Below are 22,510 nucleotides of genomic sequence, written 5' to 3' on the forward strand. Positions count from 1 at the left end.
TACGTCAGGTTTCTCAGAAGGAGGTCGAACATCATGGAGCACGGACGGGTTGTCTCCATGCATCTGGCTCCGGCCGCCGGCGCCCCCACGTTTCTTGTCCCGCTGGCCCGCGCCGTCGCGGGACGCGGCCTGGAGGGCGACCGCAACTACTGGGCAGGGGCCGGGCCGCGTCCCGGACAGCGGGGTACCGGCCGTGGCTCCGGGGTCTGCGACGTCACCCTGATCGAGCTCGAAGCTCTGGAGGCCCTTGCCCAGGACACCGGCATCGAGCTGTCCCCCGCGCAGTGCAGGCGCAACGTCGTATGCCAGGGCATACGGCTCAACCCGCTGGTGGGAACCGAATTCCAAGCCGGCGGGGCAACGCTCCGTGGGCTTCGGCTGAGCGAACCCTGTGTCCGTCTCGAACAGCTGACCCGTTCCGGCCTGGTGCGCGGTCTCCTCCACCGAGGCGGTCTGCGCGCCGAAATCGTCCACGGCGGCCCGATCCGCGTCGGGGATCCGGTGGGCCATGGCAGCGACATCACTGTCCGGCACCGATGAGACGACCGGCCCACACCGAGGAGCACCGCCCATGACCGACACCGGCACACCTCCGGGAAACGCCCGTTCCCTGGAGGCCCGGGTACACATACCCGCCGCGGGCCCCGCCGACCTGCGCGACGCCGTCCGAGAAGCTCTGGGAGCCGTGCACACCCCACCCGCACCCCTCGGCACGCCGACAACAGCCGAGTGGCACCGCACCGCCTCCGGAGACTGGGGGCTGACGGCGGGCGGCCTGCGGGCCGAGCTCAGCGTGTCCTGGGACGGCCCGGAACTGCGCATCGTGGGCAGCGTCGACACGGCCGGCCCGGCCGCCATCACTCGCCTGTCGGCCGACATCGCCCGAAGGCTGCCGGGCGGCCCACAGCACCGCCCCCGGCATGCCTCACCCACGCCTCCTGCCGGGGCGGACGGCGCAAACGCCCTGATTCCCTGCATACCGTCCCCTGAGCCCGCGGTGTCGGCTGCGTACCGTCTCCCGCCCGAGCTCTGCGAGCACGCGGTCATCCGCTCACCCGCCACAGCCGCCCACCTCGCCCTCCATGTCATGCTCCGTGCCCCGGGCCTGCGCCCGAGCGCCGGCCTCGCTGTTCTGACCGACAACAGCAGCGCCGGAGCGGGCAGCACCACGGCCTGGTCACGGCCGTGTCTCGTCGCCGACTCGCTCGACCTCGGCCCGTCCGTCACGGGGGCGGAGGCCCTGGCCCACCGGCACCAGGAGCACCGCCACCCGCACGACCGCCCCACGCCGCCCAGCCCGGCGTTCGTGTTCGACTACTCGGGCCCGCCCGCGGTGCCGGACGGCTGGCTCCTCCGGTCGTGGACCTACCTGGTCGCAGACGCGGTCCACTGCTCGCTGAGCGGCGCCGAAGGGCGATACCGGCTGCGCGCCACGGCACCACGAAACCTGGTGAGACAGCCCCGCCTCGACCTGCTCGTCGCCCTGTGGGCCGACACCCTGACCACGTTGGTCACGCACCAGGACCGCCCCCTCGACAGCCTCCGCCTCCTGGGCTCCGCCGGGCCTTACGTCTCTGCGTAGCCTGCGAGTCCGTTCCGAACCGCGGACAACGCTGCACGCGCGCGATGCTCATGCGGTTGAGGAGCCCGGACGGATTCCGTACTCGGCAAGCCATGCCAGAACCTCGCTCCGAGAGGCCCGGACCAGCCGGCCGCCGGTGAAGCGGGCGTCGTCGGTGACCTCTGCGACGTACTCCTGAGGAGGCACGAAGGCTTCCGCCTCCTCATCACTGGTGAACTCGGCCTCTGCCAGAACCAAGCCGCGCAGCGGAGGCCCGAATACGTCGATACTGAAAGGAGGAACGCTCAGGCGATTCTTGACGAGCACCGCGGCCGGCAGAGAAGCCGGCAGTCGATATTCGTCCGGAGACAGATACGTGTTCGTGATCAGGCCCTGAACGGCTCCCTTCCGCTCGGCAGGCACCTTCTGGGTGAGCTTGAACTCACAAGCACCGGTGTCCGGTTGCTCAGTGCGCCTCAGCCGCAGACGCGTGCCCACCAGGTACCGGTCGGTGATCAACCGGACGGCGACGGCGGACGATGCACTCGGCGGTTCTGCCGGCAGGAACCGCCTCTCCCGTTCGATGCGCGCGTACTTCCCCTCGCGGACGCAATCTCCATGCGCAACACCGCTCTTTTCGACCATCGGAGAAGCTTCGCAGGCCCTGACACACCATTGGTCCGTGCCCGGCTCGCGCGACAGCCCGAAATAACGAGTGGCATGCCGTCGCGCGCTCCACATACCTTGTGCGCTCGTGACTGATGCCCCCAAGTGCTCATCGAGTGGCTCGCCTGCGATATCCACGGAACCGGCCGTCGCCGTCCCCGGCGAGTTGGCAACGATGACCGATCGTCCGCCGGCGCAATCCGAAACCGCCGGGGGACTGTTCTCCAGAACGTACGCGGCCGCCACCTCCAGTTTTGCCGCGGTGATGTTTCTGACCGGGCTCGCCGCGCTGGCCGTGGTACCCACGCTGCCGACGGCCGCGCGGGACCTGGACGGGGTGTCGCTCTTTCCGCTGGTGGCGGGATGCTTCGTGGCGGCGAGTCTGCTGGGCGGGGTACTGGGCGGTCATTGGGCGGACCGTGCCGGGGCACAACGTCCGCTGGCGGCGGGCATGGTGCTGGCGGTGGCCACCCTGCTCGTCTCGGCCGCCAGCACCTCGATCTGGCAACTGGCGGCCGGGCGCTTCCTGGACGGGCTGGCGGGCGGGATGGTCGCGGTGTCGATCAATACGGCCATCGGCCAGGCGTACCCCGACCGCCTGCGGCCGCGCGCTCTGGCCTTGATGAGTGCCTGCTGGATCATTCCGGCGCTGGTCGGCCCTCCGCTGGCCGGGCTGGTCGCCGAATGGTGGTCCTGGCGCGCGGTCTTCTTCGGCCTGGCCGCTCTCACCCTGCTGCCGGCGCTGGCCGTGGTGGCCGTACTGCGCGGCCGTTCCCGGTCGGCAGCGCCCGCGCCCTCGGAAGACAGGCCGCCGCGCCCTGCACTGCTGGTCGCGACAGCGGTGAGCGTGGGTGCGGCGCTCGGGCAGTACGGCGCCTCGGGCTGGGACATACGCCACCTGCTGTTCGCGGTGGGAGGGCTCGCCCTGCTGGTGGTGTTCGCGCCCCGGCTGCTGCCGCCGGGCACCTGGAGTGCCGCGCGCGGCCTGCCGGCCACGGTGCTGCTGCGCGGGCTGAGTTCAGGGGTGTTCTTCACGCTGGAGGCACTCGTGCCGCTGATGCTGGTCACCGACCGGGACGTGGCCCCCGTGGTGACAGGCCTGGCCTTCACGGGGGCCGCCGTGGCCTGGGCCGCCTCCTCCTGGGTGCAGAGCCGCCTGATGGAGCGCTGCCCCCGCCACCGCCTGGTCGTGGCCGGTGCGCTGTTGCTGGCGGCGGCGGTCGCGATCGCCGCCGTAGGGACGCTTCCCGCGATGCCCGCACCCCTTGCCGCATCGGCGATGGTCGTCGCGGCCGTCGGCATGGGCCTGCTCGCCCCTGCGCTCACCGTGCTGTCGCTCTCCCACGCCCCGTCCGGCCGACAGGGCCATGCCAGCAGCGCGATGCAGACCAACCAGAACCTCGGCCAGATAACGGTTCTCGGCGTCTCCTGCGCCCTGTTCAACGCCTGCCTGGGCGCCGGCTCGACCCACGCCGTCGGCTACGGCGCCGCCTTCGCGCTGCTGCTCGCGCCCTGCATCCTGGCCACCCTGCTCGCCACCCGCGCCCGCGACCGGCCCTGACCGCCCACGGGCGGACCAGGGCCGATCGCACCTCACGGACCTACCGGCGTTCGTGCACCCGCACCACCCGCAGCGCGGGCGACCGCAGAATGTCCTTCTCACAGAATCGGGTCGTCACCCACCGCTCACCCGAGAACAGCTCGGTCTGGTCGCTGTAGTGCGGCGAATTCGGGTTGGAGGACTGGGAGTACGTGAGCAGGGTGCGTGCCACCGGACACTTGGACCCGTTCCAGCCGACCGCCTGGATGTAGCTGGACCCGGCCGACACGTCCGTATAGGCGCCGGCTGCCGCGTCCCACACCGGCTCGGTCTTGTTCCAGATGCCGAGGGACTCCGTACCGCCGCCGAGCGGGATGCGCTTCCCGTTGCGTACGACCGTCTGGTATCGGCCCAGCGGTGCGTCCAGGGCGATCCCGGCCGCCCGCAGTTCGGTCACCGTGTCGGCGAGTGCCTTGGTGACGCCGGGCGCCGAGGTGTTCAGTGTGTTCGGCGTACCGACCGGATCGGCGGGGGAGAAGGGGACCTTCCACAGCTCGGCCGGCGGGACCGCCGTCGCCCTGCGCCAGAACCGGTCGAAGAGCAGCGCGCCCCGGCTGCCGGTGTCGGCCTTCCGGTCCCAGCGCCGCAGCACGTCGCACGCCGCCGACACATCGACCGCCTTGCCGTCGCTGCCGACCGCGCTGCCACCGGGCAGCGCCGCACACGCACCCGCCAGGTCGGCGGCGCTCAGATCACCGGCCGGGGCGCGGTTCGCGAACTGCTGATCCTGCAGATCGGCCACGGTCAGCCGGCCCTTCGCCGCCATCGCCGACACATCCTCGATCGCGCCCCGGGTCCGCATCGAGCGGGGAGCGGCGATCGTGCCGAAGACCCGTTCGTAGCCGGTCAGTGGTGCCGCCGCATTGGTCAGCCAGGCGCTGTCGTTGGAGTTCTCCACGTACGGGGCGTCCTTGACGGTGGGCATCCGGCTCGGCCCGAAGATGCCCGGCTGTACGGCATCGGGGTCCGACCCCAGCGCGCAGTCGCTCCTCGAACCGTCCAGCACCGCGAGCCCGGAGGACGGATAGGTCGCCCTGCCCAGAGGGGTGGAGCACCGTGCCGCGAGATCGTCCGTGATCCTCGGCAGCACCTGTGACTGTGAGAAGAAGGAATGCCCGGACGAATCGGCGGCGATGGTGTTCACCCACGGCAGCCCCTGGGTACGGTGCAACGCGGCCTGGATGTCCGCGGTGCTGCGCGCCCTGCTGAAACCGAGACCGGTGTCGGAGGAGCGCAGATTCGTGGCGTTCGGATCATTGAGCGCGTACGCGGTCGTCGTGGTCCACGGCAGCGGCAGTCCGCCGCCGAGCGAGGTGACGACCGGACCATAGCGGGTCCACCACTGGGTGCGGGTCACGGTGCCGCCGTCCTTCACCGCGACCGACACCGTGCGCTTCGTCATCCGCTCGGACCTGCCGTCCACCAGGTACGCCGTCGGATCGGCCGGATCGAGGGTGAGCTGATGGAGGTTGAGCGTGACACCGGTGGCCACGGTGTGGCTCCACGCGATGTTCGCGTTGTGCCCGATCGACACTGTCGATGAGCCGAGCAGCGAACCGCCCGACACATTCAGCTCACCGGGGATCGTCTGCTGCGACTGCCAGAACCGCCGACCGCCCTGCCACGGGTAGTGCGGATTGCCGAGCAGCAGGCCCCGCCCGTTCGCCGTCGTACTGCCGCTGAACGCGACCGCGTTGGAACCCATGTCCGCGTTCTGCGTCGACAGCAGCCGCTGCGCCGCGTCCGCCGCATCGCCCGGTGACGGGGCACCGGGCGTCTGCGAAGTGCCCGTGGGTGGCTGAGCGGCCGTGATGCCGTCGATGCCGCGCCCCTGACCGCCGAGTACGGAGAGCGCGAAGCCGCGTACCGCGACATCCAGCGTCGTCACGGGCCGCACCCAGTCCGCGCCCCGGCAGGCTGGATCGGTGATCCGGTTCTGCGCCAGCCACGCGTTGTACCCGGCCGCCCAACCGCGCTCCAACTCCTTGACGTCGCGGCTCTGACCGGCCGGTGCAGGCACCTTCAGCAGCTTCTCCACCGTGTGACTCCCGCGGACCCCGCGGAAGTAGAGATCGCTGGAGAGGTTCTTCGTCGCAGAGGACAGCGAGCCGTCCGGAGCCGCGTCCGGACCGAAGTACCTGGACCGCTCGCCGCGCAGGGTCACGAAGCCGTCGGCGAGCGTGCACACCTGGTCGGCGGCCTGTGCCCAGCCATTGCCGAAGCCCAGGTTCGCGTAGTCCTTCGCCACGATGTGCGGTATGCCGTACTCGGTGTACCGGATCACGGCGGACAGCCCGCCGCCCGACGGACGGTGTGTGCGCGAGCCGTCGGCCGTGGCGGGCGGCAGCGACGCCGATACGGTGAACAGCGCGAGACCGGATATCGCAAGGAGTCTGAGACGGTTACGGAGAGGCAACGGTCCTCCCAACTATGCGGATGCGAAAGGCGGTTACCCGAGGGTTCGAGTCGCCACGCGCCACTCAGCCAGCACCCCCGCACCCCTGTCAACATCCCGACCGGTATCCGACCCCTTGACCCCCGGGTTCCGGCCGCACAGGATCACGCCATGACAGGTGTACGGAGCAGCACAGTCGACGGCGTCGTGGCCCGCAGCGCCCGGCGCACCCCCGCGAGCACCGCCCTGCGGTACGCCAAGAGGTCATGGACCTACGCGGAACTCGACACGGCCATCAGTACCGCGGCGGCGGTCCTCACCGGCGAGCACGGGCTGCACCCCGGCGACCGGGTCGCCTGTTACGCGCACAACTCCGACGCATATCTGATCGGCTACCTCGCCTGTGCCCGCGCGGGCCTGGTCCATGTGCCGGTCAACCAGAACCTCACCGGCGACGAGCTCACGTACATCCTCGAACAGTCCGGCAGCGCCCTCGTCCTCACCGACCCGGACCTCGCCGACCGGATCCCGGCCGCGTTCTCCGTACGCGCGCTGCGCGACGCGCCTGACTCCCTCCTCGACGCCACCGCCACCCCGCGCCCGTTCTCCCCGGAGCGCGAACCGGCTGAGGGAGACCTCGTCCAACTGCTCTACACCTCGGGCACCACCGCACTCCCCAAGGGCGCGATGATGACCCACGGCGCGCTCGTCCACGAGTACGTCAGCGCGATCACGGCGCTCGATCTGCGCGCCACCGACCGGCCGGTCCACTCATTGCCGCTCTACCACTCCGCGCAGATGCATGTGTTCCTGCTGCCCTACCTCGCGGTCGGCGCGCAGAACATCATCCTCGACGCACCCGATGTGAACCGGATCTTCGACCTCGTCGAGACGGGGCAGGCCGACAGCGTCTTCGCGCCGCCGACCGTCTGGATAGGCATCTCCCAGCACCCCGGCTTCACCACCCGCGAACTCGGCGGGCTGCGCAAGGCGTACTACGGCGCGTCGATCATGCCCGTACCCGTACTGGAACGGCTCCGCGACCGGCTGCCCGCGCTCGCCTTCTACAACTGCTTCGGACAGAGCGAGATCGGCCCGCTCGCCGCCGTCCTCGGACCGGACGAGCACGAGGGCCGGATGGACTCCTGCGGCAGGCCCGTCCTCTTCGTCGAGGCCAGAGTCGTCGACGAGGACGGCAAGGAGGTTGCCGACGGCACGGCGGGTGAAGTGGTCTACCGCTCGCCCCAGTTGTGCGAGGGCTACTGGGACAAGCCGGAGGAGACCGCGGAAGCCTTCCGCGACGGCTGGTTCCGTTCCGGAGACCTTGCCGTGCGCGACGCGGAGGGCTTCCTCACCGTCGTCGACCGGGTGAAGGACGTCATCAACTCCGGCGGTGTCCTCGTCGCCTCCCGCCAGGTCGAGGACGCCCTCTACACCCACCCCGCCGTCGCCGAAGCCGCGGTCGTCGGGCTGCCCGACGAGCGCTGGATCGAGGCCGTCACCGCCGTGGTCGTCCTGCGCGGCGAAGCGACACAGACCGAACTCATCGACCACGCCCGCGAGCGGCTCGCCCATTTCAAGGCCCCGAAGAAGGTCCTCTTCGTGGAGGAACTGCCGCGCAACGCGAGCGGCAAGATCCTCAAGCGGGAGCTGCGCGACCGGTTCGCGTAGGGGGACTTGGCGAGAGTCCTGTGGGGAGGCGTCCGGGGCCCTGCAGGGCGCCCGGGCGCGCCGGGCGACTTCGGGACCTGGTCCGGAGTCATGCCCGCCCGCGCGGCTGCCCGGCCCCGCACCGGGCCGAAAGGGATCGGCGACGCGGCGGTCCGGCCCCCGGGAAGCACACGACCGGAGCGAACGGCCCCGCGGGCCCGGCATGATCCGGAAGAGGAGGTCTAACGCCCCCCGCGCTCGTCCAGGATCCGCTTGAACTTGCCGACCGACCTCTCCAGCGTCTCGGGATCCACGATCTCCACCCCGACCGACACCCCGATCCCGTCCTTGACAGCTGCCGTGATCGACTCCGCGGCGGCCATCCGCTGCTCCGGTGTGGCCTCCGCACGTGCCTCCGCCCGTACGGTCAGTGCGTCGAGGCGGCCCTCGCGCGTCAGCCGCAGCTGGAAGTGCGGCGCCACCCCCGGTGTACGCAGCACGATCTCCTCGATCTGGGTCGGGAAGAGATTCACCCCGCGCAGGATCACCAGATCGTCGCTGCGCCCGGTCACCTTCTCCATCCGCCGGAACACCCGCGCCGTGCCGGGCAGCAGCCGGGTCAGGTCCCTGGTCCGGTAGCGGATCACCGGCATGGCCTCCTTGGTGAGCGAGGTGAAGACCAGCTCGCCCTCCTCGCCCTCGGGCAGCACCTCACCGGTGAGCGGATCGACGACCTCCGGATAGAAGTGGTCCTCCCAGATGTGCAGCCCGTCCTTGGTCTCCACGCACTCCTGCGCGACACCGGGCCCCATCACCTCCGAAAGACCGTAGATGTCGACCGCGTCGATCGCGAACCGCTCCTCGATCTCGCGCCGCATCTCCTCCGTCCACGGCTCGGCGCCGAAGATCCCGACCTTCAGGGAGGTCGTCCGCGGATCGACACCCTGCCGCTCGAACTCGTCGAGGAGGGTCAGCATGTACGACGGCGTCACCATGATGATCTCGGGCCGGAAGTCCTGGATCAGCTGGACCTGGCGGGCTGTCATGCCACCGGAGGCGGGGATGACCGTGCAGCCGAGCCGTTCCGCCCCGTAGTGCGCTCCCAGACCGCCGGTGAACAGCCCGTATCCGTACGCCACATGGACCTTGTGCCCGGGACGGCCGCCGGCGGCCCGGATCGAGCGGGCGACCACGTCCGCCCAGGTGTCCAGGTCCCGCTGGGTGTAACCGACGACGGTCGGCCGGCCTGTCGTCCCGCTGGACGCATGGATCCTGCGCACGCGGTCCTCGGGGACGGCGAACATGCCGAAGGGGTAGTTGTCCCGCAGGTCCGCCTTGACCGTGAACGGGAAGCGGGCGAGATCGGCGAGCGTACGGCAGTCGTCCGGGTGCAGCCCGGCCTTGTCGAACGCGGCCCGGTAGTGGGCGACGTTCTCGTACGCGTGGTGCAGCGTGGCCCGCAACCGCTCCAGCTGGAGTGCCTCCAGCTCGTCCCGGCCCAGTTTTTCCGCCGCGTCCAGCAGAGCCGTCATCCGGATCTCCCTCTTCCGTGCAGACGACCGATCATTCGGTCGATCTTTCGGTAGCAGTAATTCAGGATGTTCCGCCCCATGGCAAGAGGGGCGACACAGCTCATCCGCGGCGCCCTTTCACCGCTGTCGGCCCGCTGCGCCTGCGCCGCCTCTCGCGGATACGCTCACACCGAACACGGCTGCGTCGTCCGGCCGGCCCTGTTTGGATGGCGTACATGCCGATCTTCCACGCATACGACGGGACCGAACTCGCCTACCGCCTCCTGGGAACGGGCGCACCGCTCATCTGCCTGCCCGGTGGACCGATGCGGGCCGGCGCATACCTGGGTGACCTCGGCGGACTCTCGGCCCACCGGCAGCTCGTGGTACTCGATCTGCGCGGTACGGGGGACTCCGCGGTGCCGGACAACCCGTCGACGTACCGCTGCGACCGGCTGGTCGACGATGTCGAGGCGCTGCGCGAACACCTCGGCCAGGAACGCATCGACCTGCTTGCCCACTCCGGGTCCGCCAATCTGGCCGCGCTCTACGCCGCCCGGCACCCGCAGCGTCTGCGTACGCTCACGCTCATCACACCCGGTACCCGGGCCGTCGGCATCGAAGCCACCGACCAGGACTGGCGCGACGCCTGTGAACTGCGCCGCGACGAACCGTGGTACGCGGCCGGGCGGGCCGCCCTGGAGGACATCTGGTCGGGGCGCGGCGCGGGTGAAGTCTGGTCCGCCGTCGAGCCGTTCACCTACGGTCGATGGGACGCCCTCGCCCGGGCCCATGCCGCCACCGCGCCCGGGCAGACCAACTCCGAGGCGGCGCAGGTCTATTACCAGGACGGCGTCTTCGACCCTGCCGCCACCGCCGCCGCGCTGGCGGACGTGACCGCTCCGGTCCTCGTGCTCGCGGGGGAGTACGACGGGGGGCCGACACCCGACCGCGCCGCCGAACTGGTCGCGCTCTTCCCGAACGCCGAGTTCGTCGTGCAGCGCGGCGCCGCGCACTTCCCCTGGCTGGACGACCCGGGCGCCTTCGTCCGTACGGTCAACGCCTTCCTCGACCCGGAAGTGCTCAGCGTGCAGGCCGGTGGCACACGGCTCGCCTACCGGGTGTGGGGGGATCCGTCGGCGCCGCCCGTCGTGCTCGTCCACGGTCGCGGCGGCGACAGCAGGACCTGGACCGAGATCGCCGAACGCCTCGCGGCCGAACACCGGGTGTACGCATTCGACTTCCGCGGCCATGGCCTGAGCGACTGGCCCGGCCGCTACTCCTTCGAGCTGTTCCGGGACGATCTGCACGCCTTCCTGGAGGCCCGCAACCTCGCGGGCGCCACCGTGGTCGGACACTCCATGGGTGCCGCTGCCGCCTATCTGCTCGCCGAGCAGGAACCCGGACTGATCGGCCGGCTCGTCCTGGAGGAGGTCCCGCCGCCGTTCCCGCTCGACCCGCCGCGCGGCCCCGTCGAACGGCCCGACGAGGAGCTGGTCTTCGACTGGCCGGTGGTGCCGTCGATCAACGCCCAGCTGAACGAACCGGACCCGGCCGGGCGGGAACGCCTCGGCGAGATCACCGCCCCGACCCTCGTCATCGGCGGCGGCCCCGCCAGCCAGATCGCCCAGGAAAGGCTGGTCTGGATGGCGGGGCGGATACCCCGCGGCCGCTTCGTCACCATCGAGGCCGGACACCTCGTCCACACCGAGCGGCCGGACGAATTCCTCGCGGAGCTGCGGTCGTTCGGTCTGGTCTGAGCATTCCCCGGGCGCCCGACGGCTGCGTCAGGACCGGTGCAGCAGGGAGGTCAGGGCCTCCAGGAGGGTGGCCTCGGCGTCGGCCACGGAACCCGTCGACCGCCAGGCCACGAAGCCGTCGGGACGCACCAGCACAGCGCCTTCGGGCGTCGTGCCGTGGATCTCGGCCCAGTCGGCCCCGTTCTCCGGTTCCAGATCGGCGCCCGGGCCGATGCCGTACGCCTGGAGTCGTACCGAAAGCCGGTCGGCGACCCGCGCCGCCGCCCGCCGCCACACCCGGTCCTCACCGTCGGTGAGCAGCACGAGGGTGTGCTCGTACAGATCCAGAGTGGACTTGCGATCACCGGCCTGACGGACCCACAGATGCGGTGCACGGCTGCCGGGTTGACCGTTCAGCTGCATTCCCTGCGGTACCACCGGCTGCTGTGGATCAGCACCCAGCACGGCGCCGCGGAGATAGCGGTAGCCCAGCGCTACGGTGAGCATGCCGCCCTGCTTCCCGCCGCCCACGCCCGGCGCCGCCGCGTATCCGGGGTGGCTGTGCTCGCTGGAGCGCGCCGAGGCCCGCGCGCTCGTCGCCTGCGCCACCGGCAGTCGCTCCGCCTCGTAGGTGCCCAGCAGACCCGGGCCCGCCTCGCCCTTCAGTACGGCGGCGAGCTTCCAGGCCAGGTTGTGCGCGTCCTGAATACCGGTGTTGGAGCCGAACGCCCCGGTGGGGGACATCTCATGGGCCGAGTCCCCGGCGAGGAAGACCCTGCCCGACGCGTACCGCTCCGCGACCCGCTCCGCGGCGTGCCACGGGGCCTTGCCGGTGATCTCGATGTCGATGTCCGGAGCGCCGACCGCCGTACGGATGTGCTCGGCGCACCGCTCGTCGGTGAAGTCCTCCAGGGTTTCGCCAAGTTGGGGCTGCCACGGCGCGTGGAAAACCCACTCCTTCTTGTTGTCCACCGGCAACAGGGCCCCGTCCGCTGCGGGGTTGGTCAGGTAGCAGACGATGAAGCGCCGGTCGCCCAGTACATCGGCGAGCTGCCGGGAGCGGAAGGTGATGCTGACGTTGTGGAAGAGATCACCGGGCCCCGTCCGGTCGATGCGCAGCTGCTCACGGATGGGGCTGCGTGGCCCGTCGGCCGCGATGAGGTAGTCCGCGCGCACACTGATGTGCTCTCCGGTCTCCCGGTTCTTGAGCGCCGCGTCCACCCCCGACCCGTCCTGGTCGAAGCTCTGCATTTCGGTGGAGAACCGCAGATCACCGCCCTGCTCGCGGGCCAGCTTCACCAGCACGGGTTCCAGATCGTTCTGGCTGCACAGGCACCAGCCGGTCGGGCTGAAGCGGGCGATACCGCCACCCGGGTCGATCTGCTTGAACAGCCACTCCTGGTCGTCCCCGGTGAGCGAGCCGGCTTGCAGGATGCCGTGATTGTCGGCGAGGACCGAGGCCGCCTCCCGGATGCCCGGCTCGGCGCCCGCCGCGCGGAACACCTCCATCGTGCGCACGTTGTTGCCGCGTCCGCGAGGATGTGTCGAGGTGGATCGGTGCTTCTCGACCAGCAGATGCTCAATGCCGAGCCGGCCGAGGAAAAGTGAGGCGGACAGGCCCACCAGGGAGCCGCCCACGATGAGGACCGGTACGCGAATGTCGACGTTCTCGTTCATCAGTTGCTCCAGCTCGGACGCCGTTCGGTTGCATTGTTCAATGCCCTCGTCGGAGCGGTTCGGACGGCCGCTCACCTGAACGGTTCATAAATCTCGCGCCACCCGGACCAGCGTTTCACGATCGGTCACGGAGACGATGCCCGCGGTCACGGGGGCGGACCGATCACATCCGCCGGGAGAGTCCCCGCTCCGAATCCACTCGCCAACCGACGGTTGACGGCATGGCATCCGGCCCGGCCACGACACCGTCTCGAAGGAGATCGAAAGATGACCACCACCCTCTCGGAACGGATCTCCCAGTCCGCCTTCGACGGTTCCAGGCTGCGTGTCGTACTGCTGCTGGACCTCTACGACGGGGCCCAGAAGCAGTTCCTGGAGGCGTATGAGCACCTGCGCAATCAGGTGGCATCCGTCCCCGGGCACATCAGCGACCAGCTGTGCCAGTCCATCGAGAACCCCTCCCAGTGGCTGATCACCAGCGAATGGGAGAGCGCACCGCCGTTCCTCGCCTGGGTGAACAGCGAGGAGCACGTCGCGACGGTCCAGCCGCTGCACAGCTGCGTACGTGACACCCGTTCGCTGCGCTTCAGTGTCCTGCGGGAGACCGGCAAGGCATTCGAGCTGGCGCCCGAGGCGGCCAAGGGCCGGCTGCAGGCGTCACCCCGGCTGGGCGACGGAGTGGTGCGCCACGCGCTCACCTTCACCGTCAAGCCGGGCACAGAGGACATCGTGGCGAAGATCCTGGCCGATTACGATTCCCCGAAGGCTCGTGTCGACGAAGTAACCCGACTGCGCCGCACTTCGCTCTTCATGCACGGAAACCGTGTCGTGCGGGCCGTCGAGGTCGAGGGCGACCTTCTCGCGGCCCTGCGGCACGTCTCCCGGCAGCCCGAGGTCAGGGCCGTCGAAGAGGCCATCAACCCGTATCTGGAGCAGGACCGGGACCTCAGCGACCCGGACTCCGCCCGGATGTTCTTCACCCGAGCGGCGCTCCCGACCGTCCACCACGTGACCGCGGGCCGGCACAAGGCCGAGGACATCCGCCGGCACGCGCTCTTCTACCAGGCCAAGGAGGGCTGCGGCATGGCACTCGCCCGGCTGCTCGCCGGCCACGACGAGGAGGCGGCCGACGACCCGGCGAGCATCATCGACAGCAGCACCATCTTCCAGCGCGACGACGTCGTCGTCCGCCTCCTCGAAGCGGTCGGACCGATCGACGCGCAGCCGGCCCAGGTGGTCGGCATCGACGGCCCCGGCAAGGTGGCCAGGCTCGGACGTCTCCTCGACGGCGGCGCGAACGCCGTGCCCACGACCGAGCAGGGGATCTCGCACTTCCTCACGGAGTCCGAGATGACCCTGGTCACAGATCGGTGTGCCATGGAGTCCTGAACCGCGCATCCGCACCCTGGGGGGTTCTCGCTCAACCCGTCAATACAACGCGCAATGCGCCAGGAGGAAAGCAGTCATGACCATGCACCGGCCACGCATCGTGGACCTCAGCGAGACGCAGCCCAACCGCAGGCGCGGAGGCGACCTTCGCGCCATGCTCACGCCGACGGCGGTGGGAGCCACCAGCGGCTTCATGGGGCTGGCCATCGTTCAGCCCGGCGACCGCATCGGCGAGCACTACCACCCGTACTCCGAGGAGTTCGTGTACGTCGTGAACGGTCTCCTGGAGGTGGATCTGGACGGCGAACCGCACCGGATGCAGCCCGACCAGGGCCTGCTGATCCCTCCCCACGTACGCCACCGATTCCGAAACGTGGGCGACGTCGAGGCCCGCATGGTCTTCCACCTCGGCCCGCTCGCCCCGCGCCCGGAACTCGGCCACGTCGACACAGAGCACACGGAGTCCGCCGAGCGCGTCGCGCCGCCGGAACGAACGGAGGCCGCCTCATGACCCGCCGCGTGGGGGTCACCGGTGTCGGCGTCGTGGCCCCCGGCGGCATCGGCGCACCGGCCTTCTGGGACCTCCTCGCGAACGGACGCACCGCGACCCGGGGCATCACGCTCTTCGACCCGGCCGGCTTCCGTTCCCGTATCGCCGCCGAGTGCGACTTCGACCCGGCGGCGCACGGGCTGGACGCGGATCAGGTCGCCAGGTCCGACCGGTACGTCCAGTTTGCGATGGTGGCCGCCAGGGAGGCCCTCGGTGACGCGGGGCTCGACCCGGAGAAGGTGGACCCCTGGCGCATGGGTGTGTCGTTGGGCACCGCGGTCGGCGGCACCACCCGACTGGAGCACGACTACGTCGCCGTCAGCGGCAGCGGTGCCCGCTGGGATGTCGACCACCGGCCGGCCGGTCCGCATCTGGAGCGGGCCTTCTCACCCAGCTCCCTCGCTTCGGCGGTGGCCGAACAGGTCGGTGCGCACGGCCCGGTGCAGACCGTCTCCACGGGCTGCACCTCCGGTCTCGACGCGATCGGGTACGCCTTCCACTCCATCGAGGAGGGCCGCGTCGACGTCTGCATTGCCGGGGCGTCCGACTCACCGATCACCCCGATCACGGTGGCGTGCTTCGACGCGATCAAGGCCACCTCGGCGAACAACGACGATCCCGAGCACGCCTCCCGGCCGTTCGACTCCCGCCGCGACGGCTTCGTCATGGGCGAGGGCGGAGCGGTGCTCGTGCTGGAGGAACTGGAGCACGCCCGGGCCCGCGGCGCGACCGTGTACTGCGAGATCGCGGGCTACGCCACCTTCGGCAACGCCTACCACATGACCGGGCTGACCCCCGAAGGTCTGGAGATGGCCGAGGCGATCAACCGCGCGCTCGGCCACGCCCGCATAGACGGCTCGCAGATCGACTACGTCAACGCACACGGCTCGGGCACCAAGCAGAACGACCGGCACGAGACGGCCGCCGTGAAGCGGGCACTGGGTGCGCACGCCTATGACGTACCGATGAGCTCGATCAAATCCATGGTCGGTCACTCGCTGGGGGCGATCGGGGCCATAGAGATCGCCGCCTGCGTACTCGCCCTGGTCCACCAGACGGTGCCGCCGACGGCGAACTACGAGAGCCCGGACCCGGAGTGCGACCTCGACTACGTGCCGCGCACCGCACGGCCCCGGAAGCTGCGCAGCGTTCTCTCGGTCGGCAGCGGGTTCGGCGGCTTCCAGTCCGCGGTGGCCCTGACGCGAACAGGTGGGAGGACACCATGAGAACCCGAAAAGCCCGGCGCACCGTCGTCACGGGCATCGGTGTCGTCGCCCCCAACGGCACCAACACCGAGGCCTTCTGGAAGAGGACGCACGAAGGGATCAGTGTCCTCGACCGGGTCACCCGCGAGGGGTGCGAGCAGCTTCCGCTGCGGGTCGCGGGCGAGGTGCGGGGCTTCGAGGCGGCCGAGCTGATCGAAGAGCGCTTCGTCGTCCAGACCGACCGGTTCACGCACTTCGCGATGGCAGCCGCGGACATCGCGCTGGACGACGCCCGGCTGGGCCGCGCCGACTACGAGAATTCGCCCTTCGACGTCGGCGTGGTGACCGCTGCCGGGTCCGGCGGCGGCGAATTCGGCCAGCGTGAACTCCAACGGCTGTGGGGACAGGGATCCACCTATGTGGGCCCGTACCAGTCCATCGCCTGGTTCTACGCCGCCAGCACCGGCCAGATCTCGATCCGCGGCGGCTTCAAGGGGCCGTGCGCGGTCGTGGCCAGCGACGAGGCGGGCGGTCTGGACGCGCTGGCGCATGCCGCCCGTTCGATCCGCCGCGGCACCGAAGCGGTGGTGGTGGGCGCGGCCGAGGCACCGCTGGCGCCCTACTCGGTCGTCTGCCAGCTCGGGTACGCGGACCTGAGCACCAGCGACGACCCCGCCCGCGCCTACCGGCCGTTCACCTCCGACGCCTGCGGCTTCGTACCGGCCGAGGGCGGCGCCATGCTGGTGGTCGAGGAGGAGCAGTCGGCCCGTCGGCGCGGGGCCCATGTCCGGGCCGAAGTCGCCGGGCACGCCGCCACGTTCACCGGAGCGTCCCGGTGGGAGGAGTCCCGGGAGGGCCTCGCCCAGGCGATCATCGGCGCCCTGCGGGAGGCCGACTGCGCGCCGGACGAGATCGACGTCGTCTTCGCGGACGCCCTCGGCGTACCGGCGGCCGACCGCGCCGAGGCGCTCGCGATCGCGGACGCACTCGGCGCGCACGGCCGGCAGGTACCGGTGACGGCGCCCAAGACCGGCATCGGACGCGCCTACTGCGGTGCGCCGGTGCTGGATGCGGCCGCCGCCGTGCTCTCCATGGAGAACGCGCTGATACCGCCCACCCCGAACGTCTACGACGTGTGCTACGACCTCGACGTGGTCACCGGCCAGGCGCGCCCCGCGGAACTGCGGACGGCGCTCGTGCTCAGCCGCGGGCTCATGGGCTCGAACGCGGCGATGGTGCTGCGGCGCCCCACCGACATCCAAGCGTGAGTAAGGAGAAATCCTCATGACCGATCGACTGACCTACACGGAACTCGCCGTCCTGATGAAGAAGGGCGCCGGGCTCACCGTCGACCCGCTGGACATGGAGAAGCGCCCCGGGTCCGCCTTCGACGAGTTCGGCCTCGACTCGCTCGGCCTTCTCGGCATCGTCGGCGTGCTGGAGAACCGGCACGGCAGGGCGCTGCCGGCCGACGCCGACCGCTGCAAGACCCCCCAGGAGTTCCTCGACCTCGTCAACCACACCCTCATGACTGGAGCCTGAAGTGTCCGGACACACCGAGAACGAGATCACCATCGCCGCCCCCCTGGACCTCGTCTGGGAAGTGACGAACGATCTGGAGAACTGGCCGCGGCTGTTCAGCGAGTACGCCGCGGTCGAAGTCATCGAACGGGACGGCGACAGCACGACGTTCCGCCTGACCATGCACCCCGACGAGAACGACAAGGTCTGGAGCTGGGTATCCGAGCGGACCGTCGACCGCGCCGGACGCACGGTCCGCGCCCGCCGTGTCGAGCCGGGCCCGTTCCAGCACATGAACATCCGCTGGGAGTACTCGGAGGTCCCCGGCGGTACGAAACTGCACTGGGCCCAGGACTTTGCGATGCGGCCCGACGCACCCGTCGACGACGCGTGGATGACCGACAACATCAACCGCAACTCCAAGGTCCAGATGGAGCTCATCCGGGACAAGATCGAGCAGCGCGCCCGCGAGCGTCGTACCGCCTCGGTCACCGCCGGCTGACCCGCCGTCCACCCACGGCCCGCCACCCGGCCGCCCGGCCGGGTGGCGGGCCGGGAACCAGAAAGGCATCCCACGATGCACCACGCTCTGATCGTCGCCCGGATGGCGCCGGGTTCGGCGCCGGACATCGCCGAGCTGTTCGCCGCCTCCGACAGCAGCGAACTGCCGCACCTCGTCGGCGTCACCAGGCGCAAGCTCTTCCAGTTCGGCGACGTCTATCTGCACCTGATCGAATCGGAGCGCCCGCCGGGCCCCGAGATTGCCAAGGTGACGGAGCACCCGGCGTTCAAGGACATCAGCGACAAGCTCACCGCCTATGTGAGCGCGTACGACCCGAAGACCTGGCGCAGCCCCAAGGACGCCATGGCTCACGAGTTCTACCGGTGGGAGCGCGGCACCACCGCTTGAGGCGAACGATCGCCCCGGGTCCGGCCGACTGGCCGGACCCGGGGCGATTTCCGTTGCCCCCGGGGGAGTTCCCGGGGGAGTTCCCGCGATGGGGAATCAGTCAGGGACCACGCATTCGAACGCGTGGAGGTAGGGGTTGACCGGGACGACCTTGCCGATCAGCAGCCCGGCATCCGAGATGCGGCTGACCAGGCTTTCCCTGGTGTGCTTCGCACCGCCGACGTTGAGGAGGAGCAGCAGGTCCATCGCGGTGGTGAACCGCATCGACGGGGTGTCGTCGACGAGGTTCTCGATGACGACGACCCTGGCTCCCGGGCGGGCCGCCGCGACAACATTGCGCAACGTTCTGCGTGTGCTGTCGTCGTCCCATTCCAGGATGTTCTTGATGATGTAGAGATCGGCCTCGACGGGGATGGCCTCGCGGCAGTCCCCGGCCACGATACGAGTCCGGTCGACGAGCGGCCCCTCGTCCCGCAGCCGGGCGTCGGCCCGCGCCACCACACCCGGCAGGTCCATCAGGGTGCCGCGGAGCGACGGGTGCTTCTCCAGCAGGCTCGCCAGTACGTGCCCCTGGCCGCCGCCGATGTCGGCGACGGCGGACACCCCGGTGAGGTCGAGGAGTTCGGCGACATCCAGCGCGGACTGCATGCTGGAGGTGGTCATGGCCCGGTTGAAGATCTGGGCCGACTCGTGGGCGTCCTGGTGGAGGTAGTCGAAGAACCCCTTGCCGTGCACGTCCGCGAAGACGCTCTTGCCGGTACGCACCGCGTCGTCGAGGTGCGGCCAGACCTCCCAGGTCCAGGGCTCGGTGCACCACAGGGAGATGTAGCGCAGGCTGTTCGGGTCGTCCTCGCGCAGCAGGCGGGACATCTCGGTGTGGGCGAAGTACCCGTCCGGGGTCTCGGTGAAGATCCCGTAGCAGGACAGGGCGCGCAGCAGCCGGCGCAGGGGCACCGGCTCGGCCTTCACCAGCGCCGCGAGCTCCTGTGCGGTCGCGGGTGTCTCGCCCAGCGCGTCGGCGACGCCCAGCTGGGCCGCGGCGCGCACGGCGGCTGCGCGGGCCGCCCCGAAGACGATCTCGCGCAGCTGCATGGCCGGCTGAGGGGGCGTGACGGGGTGCGGGAGGGCGGCGTGTACGGGAGTCGGTGTGGGAGTGGGGGTGGGACTCACAGTGGTCATGCTGTTTCGCTTCTCCTCGTGCGGGGGTGCACCGATCAGCACATCCCGGTCGGTGTGGACTTCGTGCACACGTTGGCGACGAAGGTGTTGCCCTTACCGGTGTCCCCATTGGCCAGGTCGGCAGGCTTGTTGCCGAGCACGACGTTGCCGCTGATGGTGTGGCCGGTGTTCTTCGTGCCCACGAAGCTCTTGAACAGCACGACGCCGCCGGAGAGCGGCGTGGCGCCCACGTTGTTGCTGATCGTGTTCGAGCGCACCTGGGTGTCCGCGGCGCCGGTGAGCACGATGCCGGAACCCTGGATGGCGGGCAGCCGTTCGGTCTTGGCGCAGGACTTGTTGTTGTCGGTGATCTGGTTGGACTGGATCGTCATGGCTCCGGCCTGCGGCCTGCCCTCGTCGCCCACGACGAACACACCGCTGCAGTTGCCGGTGAGGGTGTTGTCGTGGACCGACAGGTTTCTGACGCGCCTGGCGGTGAACCCGATCCGGTTGTCCGTCAGTGAGTTGTCCTGGAGCTCGGTGCCGCGGGTGTCGGTGGCGCCGCCCTCCTCGTTGACAGTGTTCGCGACGAAGATGCCCGCGTCGCCGTTGGCACGGGCGGTGTTGCCCATGAAACGGCCGCGGGTGGAGCGCTCCTGGGCGATGCCCCAGACGCCGTTGTGCTCGGAGGTCACCCGCCGGACGGTCAGCCGGTCCGTCCAGGAGGCCCAGATGCCGTTCTTCTTGAATCCGGAGACGGTGAGCGAGTCGATGCTCACGCCGTCGACGGTCCGGCCCTTTTTACCCAGGACGCAGACTCCGCTGCCGGCCTTCGCACAGGCGTCGGCGGTCTTCGTGCTCTTCGCCGGGGGCTTGATGACGGTGCGGCCGCCGAGGCCGCGCAGGGTCAGGTCCGGCTTGTCGATCAGGACGGTCTCCCGGTACGTGCCGGGCAGGACGACGACCGTGTCACCCGGCTTGGCGGCGTTCACCGCCTTCTGGATCGACTCGCCGGGGTGCACCACACGCGGGCTCGTGGCGGTGGCGGTGTCGGTGGCGGAGGCGGACTGAATGACCGCGACCGCGCCGATTCCCGCGGCCGAGACGACCGCGACCGCGACAAGGCTCTTGATGTGTCGTTTCCTCATGAGCCGAAGCTATGGGCGATTTCCCCCTATTGCCACATAAAGTGAGCGGATGGGTACAGGGCGTGCCCGAATGGCTTACTCCGGGGTCTGCGGCCCGGTGTCCGGGGCGGACGCGCGACGGTGCACTCGGGTGATCCGGGCCGGGGTGACTTTCGGTCCTCGGCTCCAGGTCTCCGGTCTCAGTCCTCGGGTCCGCGCCGGGGCGCGACGACCGAGCGGGCCCACCGGTAGTCGGCCTTGCCGCTCGGTGAGCGCTGGATCTGCGGGGTGATCACCAGCCGGCGGGGGATCTTGTAGCCGGCCAGACGGGTCCTGCAGTGTGCCTGGACGTCGTCGAGCGAGGGCTCGGCCGCCCCTTCGCGCAGCTGCACCACCGCCGCGACATGGTTTCCCCACCGTTCGTCGGGCACCCCGGCGACCAGTGCGTCGTACACATCCGGATGGGCTTTCAGCGCCTGCTCGACCTCCTCGGGGTACACCTTCTCGCCCCCGGTGTTGATGCACTGCGAGCCCCGGCCGAGGACCGTGACGATGCCGTCCGCGTCGACGGTCGCCATGTCGCCGAGCAGGACCCAGTGCTCGTCGCCCCGGCGGAAGAACGTCTCCGCGGTCTTCTGCGGGTCGTTGTAGTACCCGAGCGGCACATGGCCGCGCTGGGCGATCCGCCCCGGCTCGCCCGGGGCAACCGGCTCGCACGTCGCCGGATCGACCACCGCTGTACGGGAGTTGACCTGGAGCCGGAACCCCTTCTCCGGGCCCGAATCCGCCGTCGCCGTGCCGTTGAAACCGGACTCCGACGAGCCGAAGTTGTTCAGCAGCATCACCGTGGGCACCAGTGCCTGGAACTCCGCGCGCACCGAGTCCGACATGATCGCGCCCGAGCTGGAGATGGAGAACATCGACGAACAGTCGGTGCCCTTCAGTGGGCCCTTCAATGCGTCGATCAACGGCCGCAGCATCGCATCGCCCACCAGGGACACGCTGGTGACCTTCTCCTTCTCGATCGTACGGAGCACCTCCTGGGGCACGAACTTGCGGTGGATCACGACCCGCTGCCCGAAGTTGAAACCGATGAACGCGGTGAGCGTCGAGGTGCCGTGCATCAGCGGGGGAGTGGGGAAGAAGGTGATTCCGTCGCCGCCCGCGGCCACCCGCTCGGCCAGCTCCTGCGGGGTCTTCACCGGCTCACCGGTCGGCGCACCGCCGCCGAGGCCGGAGAAGAAGAGGTCCTCCTGACGCCACATCACACCCTTGGGCATTCCGGTCGTGCCACCGGTGTAGATGATGAACTGGTCGTCGGCCGAACGCGGTGGGAAGCCGCGCTCCGGGCTCCCGGCCGCCTCGGCGTCCGTGAACGCCACCGCGTCCGGACCGCGTACACCCGCCACCGACGCCCCCACCTTGATCAGATGACGGAGGGTCGGGGCCTTCGGCGCGGCGGCCGCGACCCGTTCGTCGAACTCGGCGTCGAAGGTCAGCGCCGCCAGATCCGCGTCACGGTAGAGATAAGCCAACTCCTCTTCCACGTAACGGTAGTTGACATTGACGGGGACAATGCGGGCCTTGAGGCACGCCAGCACTGTCTGGAGGTACTCGACTCCGTTGTAGAGGTGCAGCCCCAGATGCTCGCCGGGGGCGATGCCCGCCTCGATCAGATGGTGGGCGATGCGGTTGGCGGCCGCGTCCAGCTCCGCGTACGTCAGCCGGCGCTCCGCGCCCGTGCCGGGATGGTCGAGGTAGACGAGCGCCTCGCGTTCCGGGACCGCGTCGACGACCGACTCGAACAGGTCGGCAAGGTTGTACTCCACCGTTCCTCCTGACCCCGGATGC

Annotated in this window: 19 protein-coding genes; 12 read left to right on the forward strand and 7 right to left on the reverse strand. The window is 70.0% G+C overall.

Translation table 11 applies throughout. The features are described 5' to 3' along the window. The first annotated feature begins 33 nt into the window (after positions 1-33). Together ACGFU7_RS17975 and ACGFU7_RS17980 are read left to right on the forward strand one after the other, a co-directional pair. On the forward strand, positions 34-540 hold the full coding sequence (locus ACGFU7_RS17975) for an MOSC domain-containing protein (protein ID WP_393696875.1): 507 nt from the start codon (positions 34-36) through the stop codon (positions 538-540). Positions 541-571: 31 nt separating this feature from the next. Then, positions 572-1,582: a hypothetical protein gene (locus ACGFU7_RS17980; RefSeq protein WP_393696877.1), complete on the forward strand. Its 1,011-nt coding sequence runs from the start codon at positions 572-574 to the stop codon at positions 1,580-1,582. Positions 1,583-1,630: 48 nt separating this feature from the next. Here ACGFU7_RS17980 and ACGFU7_RS17985 read toward each other — a convergent pair whose 3' ends face one another. Further along, complete coding sequence (locus ACGFU7_RS17985) at positions 1,631-2,473, reverse strand: hypothetical protein (RefSeq protein ID WP_393696879.1); 843 nt, start codon at positions 2,471-2,473, stop codon at positions 1,631-1,633. On the opposite strand from ACGFU7_RS17985, the gene ACGFU7_RS17990 reads away from it, so the two are divergent. Then, positions 2,403-3,788, forward strand: coding sequence for an MFS transporter (locus ACGFU7_RS17990; RefSeq protein ID WP_393696880.1), 1,386 nt, complete (start codon positions 2,403-2,405; stop codon positions 3,786-3,788). The genes ACGFU7_RS17985 and ACGFU7_RS17990 overlap by 71 nt on opposite strands. 40 nt (positions 3,789-3,828) lie before the next feature. Here the strand turns inward: ACGFU7_RS17990 and ACGFU7_RS17995 are convergent, their stop codons facing one another. After that, positions 3,829-6,243 carry a penicillin acylase family protein gene (locus ACGFU7_RS17995; protein WP_393696882.1) on the reverse strand — a complete coding sequence of 805 codons (2,415 nt, stop codon included), beginning with the start codon at positions 6,241-6,243 and terminating at the stop codon, positions 3,829-3,831. A 150-nt stretch (positions 6,244-6,393) separates the two neighbouring features. Here ACGFU7_RS17995 and ACGFU7_RS18000 point away from each other — a divergent pair, with 150 nt between their 5' ends. Beyond that, complete coding sequence (locus ACGFU7_RS18000) at positions 6,394-7,893, forward strand: acyl-CoA synthetase (protein ID WP_393696884.1); 1,500 nt, start codon at positions 6,394-6,396, stop codon at positions 7,891-7,893. A 221-nt stretch (positions 7,894-8,114) separates the two neighbouring features. Here the strand turns inward: ACGFU7_RS18000 and paaK are convergent, their stop codons facing one another. Next, positions 8,115-9,404 (reverse strand): phenylacetate--CoA ligase PaaK, encoded by a 1,290-nt coding sequence (gene paaK / locus ACGFU7_RS18005; protein WP_393696886.1) that lies wholly within the window; start codon positions 9,402-9,404, stop codon positions 8,115-8,117. A 215-nt stretch (positions 9,405-9,619) separates the two neighbouring features. Here paaK and ACGFU7_RS18010 point away from each other — a divergent pair, with 215 nt between their 5' ends. Beyond that, positions 9,620-11,143, forward strand: coding sequence for an alpha/beta fold hydrolase (locus ACGFU7_RS18010; protein WP_393696888.1), 1,524 nt, complete (start codon positions 9,620-9,622; stop codon positions 11,141-11,143). Positions 11,144-11,170: 27 nt separating this feature from the next. On the opposite strand, the gene ACGFU7_RS18015 is transcribed toward ACGFU7_RS18010, so the two are convergent. Then, positions 11,171-12,799: an FAD-dependent oxidoreductase gene (locus ACGFU7_RS18015; protein WP_393696890.1), complete on the reverse strand. Its 1,629-nt coding sequence runs from the start codon at positions 12,797-12,799 to the stop codon at positions 11,171-11,173. Between the two features lie 267 nt (positions 12,800-13,066). Here ACGFU7_RS18015 and ACGFU7_RS18020 point away from each other — a divergent pair, with 267 nt between their 5' ends. From ACGFU7_RS18020 to ACGFU7_RS18050, 7 genes are all read left to right on the forward strand, one after another. Then, positions 13,067-14,188, forward strand: coding sequence for a SchA/CurD-like domain-containing protein (locus ACGFU7_RS18020; RefSeq protein ID WP_393696892.1), 1,122 nt, complete (start codon positions 13,067-13,069; stop codon positions 14,186-14,188). Positions 14,189-14,264: 76 nt separating this feature from the next. Further along, entirely contained in the window at positions 14,265-14,699 is a 435-nt protein-coding gene (locus tag ACGFU7_RS18025; protein WP_393696894.1) for a cupin domain-containing protein, read from the forward strand. Then, positions 14,696-15,964: a beta-ketoacyl-[acyl-carrier-protein] synthase family protein gene (locus ACGFU7_RS18030; RefSeq protein WP_393696895.1), complete on the forward strand. Its 1,269-nt coding sequence runs from the start codon at positions 14,696-14,698 to the stop codon at positions 15,962-15,964. Before ACGFU7_RS18025 ends, ACGFU7_RS18030 begins: the two co-directional genes overlap by 4 nt. Continuing rightward, positions 15,961-17,211, forward strand: coding sequence for a ketosynthase chain-length factor (locus ACGFU7_RS18035; protein WP_393696897.1), 1,251 nt, complete (start codon positions 15,961-15,963; stop codon positions 17,209-17,211). Before ACGFU7_RS18030 ends, ACGFU7_RS18035 begins: the two co-directional genes overlap by 4 nt. Before the next feature lie 16 nt (positions 17,212-17,227). Beyond that, entirely contained in the window at positions 17,228-17,485 is a 258-nt protein-coding gene (locus tag ACGFU7_RS18040) for an acyl carrier protein (RefSeq protein ID WP_393696899.1), read from the forward strand. Between the two features lies 1 nt (position 17,486). After that, complete coding sequence (locus ACGFU7_RS18045) at positions 17,487-17,966, forward strand: SRPBCC family protein (protein WP_393696900.1); 480 nt, start codon at positions 17,487-17,489, stop codon at positions 17,964-17,966. A gap of 75 nt (positions 17,967-18,041) precedes the next feature. Continuing rightward, the gene (locus ACGFU7_RS18050; protein WP_393696902.1) at positions 18,042-18,374 is read left to right on the forward strand and encodes a TcmI family type II polyketide cyclase; all 333 of its coding nucleotides are present in this window, start codon (positions 18,042-18,044) and stop codon (positions 18,372-18,374) included. Between the two features lie 96 nt (positions 18,375-18,470). On the opposite strand, the gene ACGFU7_RS18055 is transcribed toward ACGFU7_RS18050, so the two are convergent. From ACGFU7_RS18055 to ACGFU7_RS18065, 3 genes are all read right to left on the reverse strand, one after another. Next, a complete protein-coding gene (locus ACGFU7_RS18055; RefSeq protein ID WP_393696904.1) occupies positions 18,471-19,553 on the reverse strand; it encodes a methyltransferase in 1,083 nt (360 codons plus the stop codon). Between the two features lie 35 nt (positions 19,554-19,588). After that, positions 19,589-20,680 (reverse strand): nitrous oxide reductase family maturation protein NosD, encoded by a 1,092-nt coding sequence (locus tag ACGFU7_RS18060; protein ID WP_393696906.1) that lies wholly within the window; start codon positions 20,678-20,680, stop codon positions 19,589-19,591. Positions 20,681-20,859: 179 nt separating this feature from the next. After that, positions 20,860-22,488, reverse strand: a complete 1,629-nt coding sequence (locus ACGFU7_RS18065; protein WP_393696908.1) for an acyl-CoA synthetase — start codon at positions 22,486-22,488, stop codon at positions 20,860-20,862. Positions 22,489-22,510: the final 22 nt, after the last annotated feature.

Origin of the sequence: Streptomyces sp. NPDC048473, assembly GCF_043200155.1 — a bacterium.
In the GTDB taxonomy this organism is placed as follows: Bacteria; Actinomycetota; Actinomycetes; order Streptomycetales; family Streptomycetaceae; genus Streptomyces.

Excerpts from the sequence above, each read along its gene's own strand:
- ACGFU7_RS18055 (WP_393696904.1), bottom strand. The coding sequence starts at position 19,553 with ATGACCACTGTGAGTCCCACCCCCACTCCCACACCGACTCCCGTACAC.
- ACGFU7_RS18020 (WP_393696892.1), top strand. The coding sequence starts at position 13,067 with ATGACCACCACCCTCTCGGAACGGATCTCCCAGTCCGCCTTCGACGGT.
- ACGFU7_RS17990 (WP_393696880.1), top strand. The coding sequence starts at position 2,403 with ATGACCGATCGTCCGCCGGCGCAATCCGAAACCGCCGGGGGACTGTTC.
- ACGFU7_RS18025 (WP_393696894.1), top strand. The coding sequence starts at position 14,265 with ATGACCATGCACCGGCCACGCATCGTGGACCTCAGCGAGACGCAGCCC.
- ACGFU7_RS17975 (WP_393696875.1), top strand. The coding sequence starts at position 34 with ATGGAGCACGGACGGGTTGTCTCCATGCATCTGGCTCCGGCCGCCGGC.
- ACGFU7_RS18040 (WP_393696899.1), top strand. The coding sequence starts at position 17,228 with ATGACCGATCGACTGACCTACACGGAACTCGCCGTCCTGATGAAGAAG.
- ACGFU7_RS18015 (WP_393696890.1), bottom strand. The coding sequence starts at position 12,799 with ATGAACGAGAACGTCGACATTCGCGTACCGGTCCTCATCGTGGGCGGC.
- ACGFU7_RS18035 (WP_393696897.1), top strand. The coding sequence starts at position 15,961 with ATGAGAACCCGAAAAGCCCGGCGCACCGTCGTCACGGGCATCGGTGTC.
- ACGFU7_RS18060 (WP_393696906.1), bottom strand. The coding sequence starts at position 20,680 with ATGAGGAAACGACACATCAAGAGCCTTGTCGCGGTCGCGGTCGTCTCG.
- ACGFU7_RS17980 (WP_393696877.1), top strand. The coding sequence starts at position 572 with ATGACCGACACCGGCACACCTCCGGGAAACGCCCGTTCCCTGGAGGCC.
- ACGFU7_RS18050 (WP_393696902.1), top strand. The coding sequence starts at position 18,042 with ATGCACCACGCTCTGATCGTCGCCCGGATGGCGCCGGGTTCGGCGCCG.
- ACGFU7_RS18000 (WP_393696884.1), top strand. The coding sequence starts at position 6,394 with ATGACAGGTGTACGGAGCAGCACAGTCGACGGCGTCGTGGCCCGCAGC.
- ACGFU7_RS18030 (WP_393696895.1), top strand. The coding sequence starts at position 14,696 with ATGACCCGCCGCGTGGGGGTCACCGGTGTCGGCGTCGTGGCCCCCGGC.
- ACGFU7_RS18010 (WP_393696888.1), top strand. The coding sequence starts at position 9,620 with ATGCCGATCTTCCACGCATACGACGGGACCGAACTCGCCTACCGCCTC.
- paaK (WP_393696886.1), bottom strand. The coding sequence starts at position 9,404 with ATGACGGCTCTGCTGGACGCGGCGGAAAAACTGGGCCGGGACGAGCTG.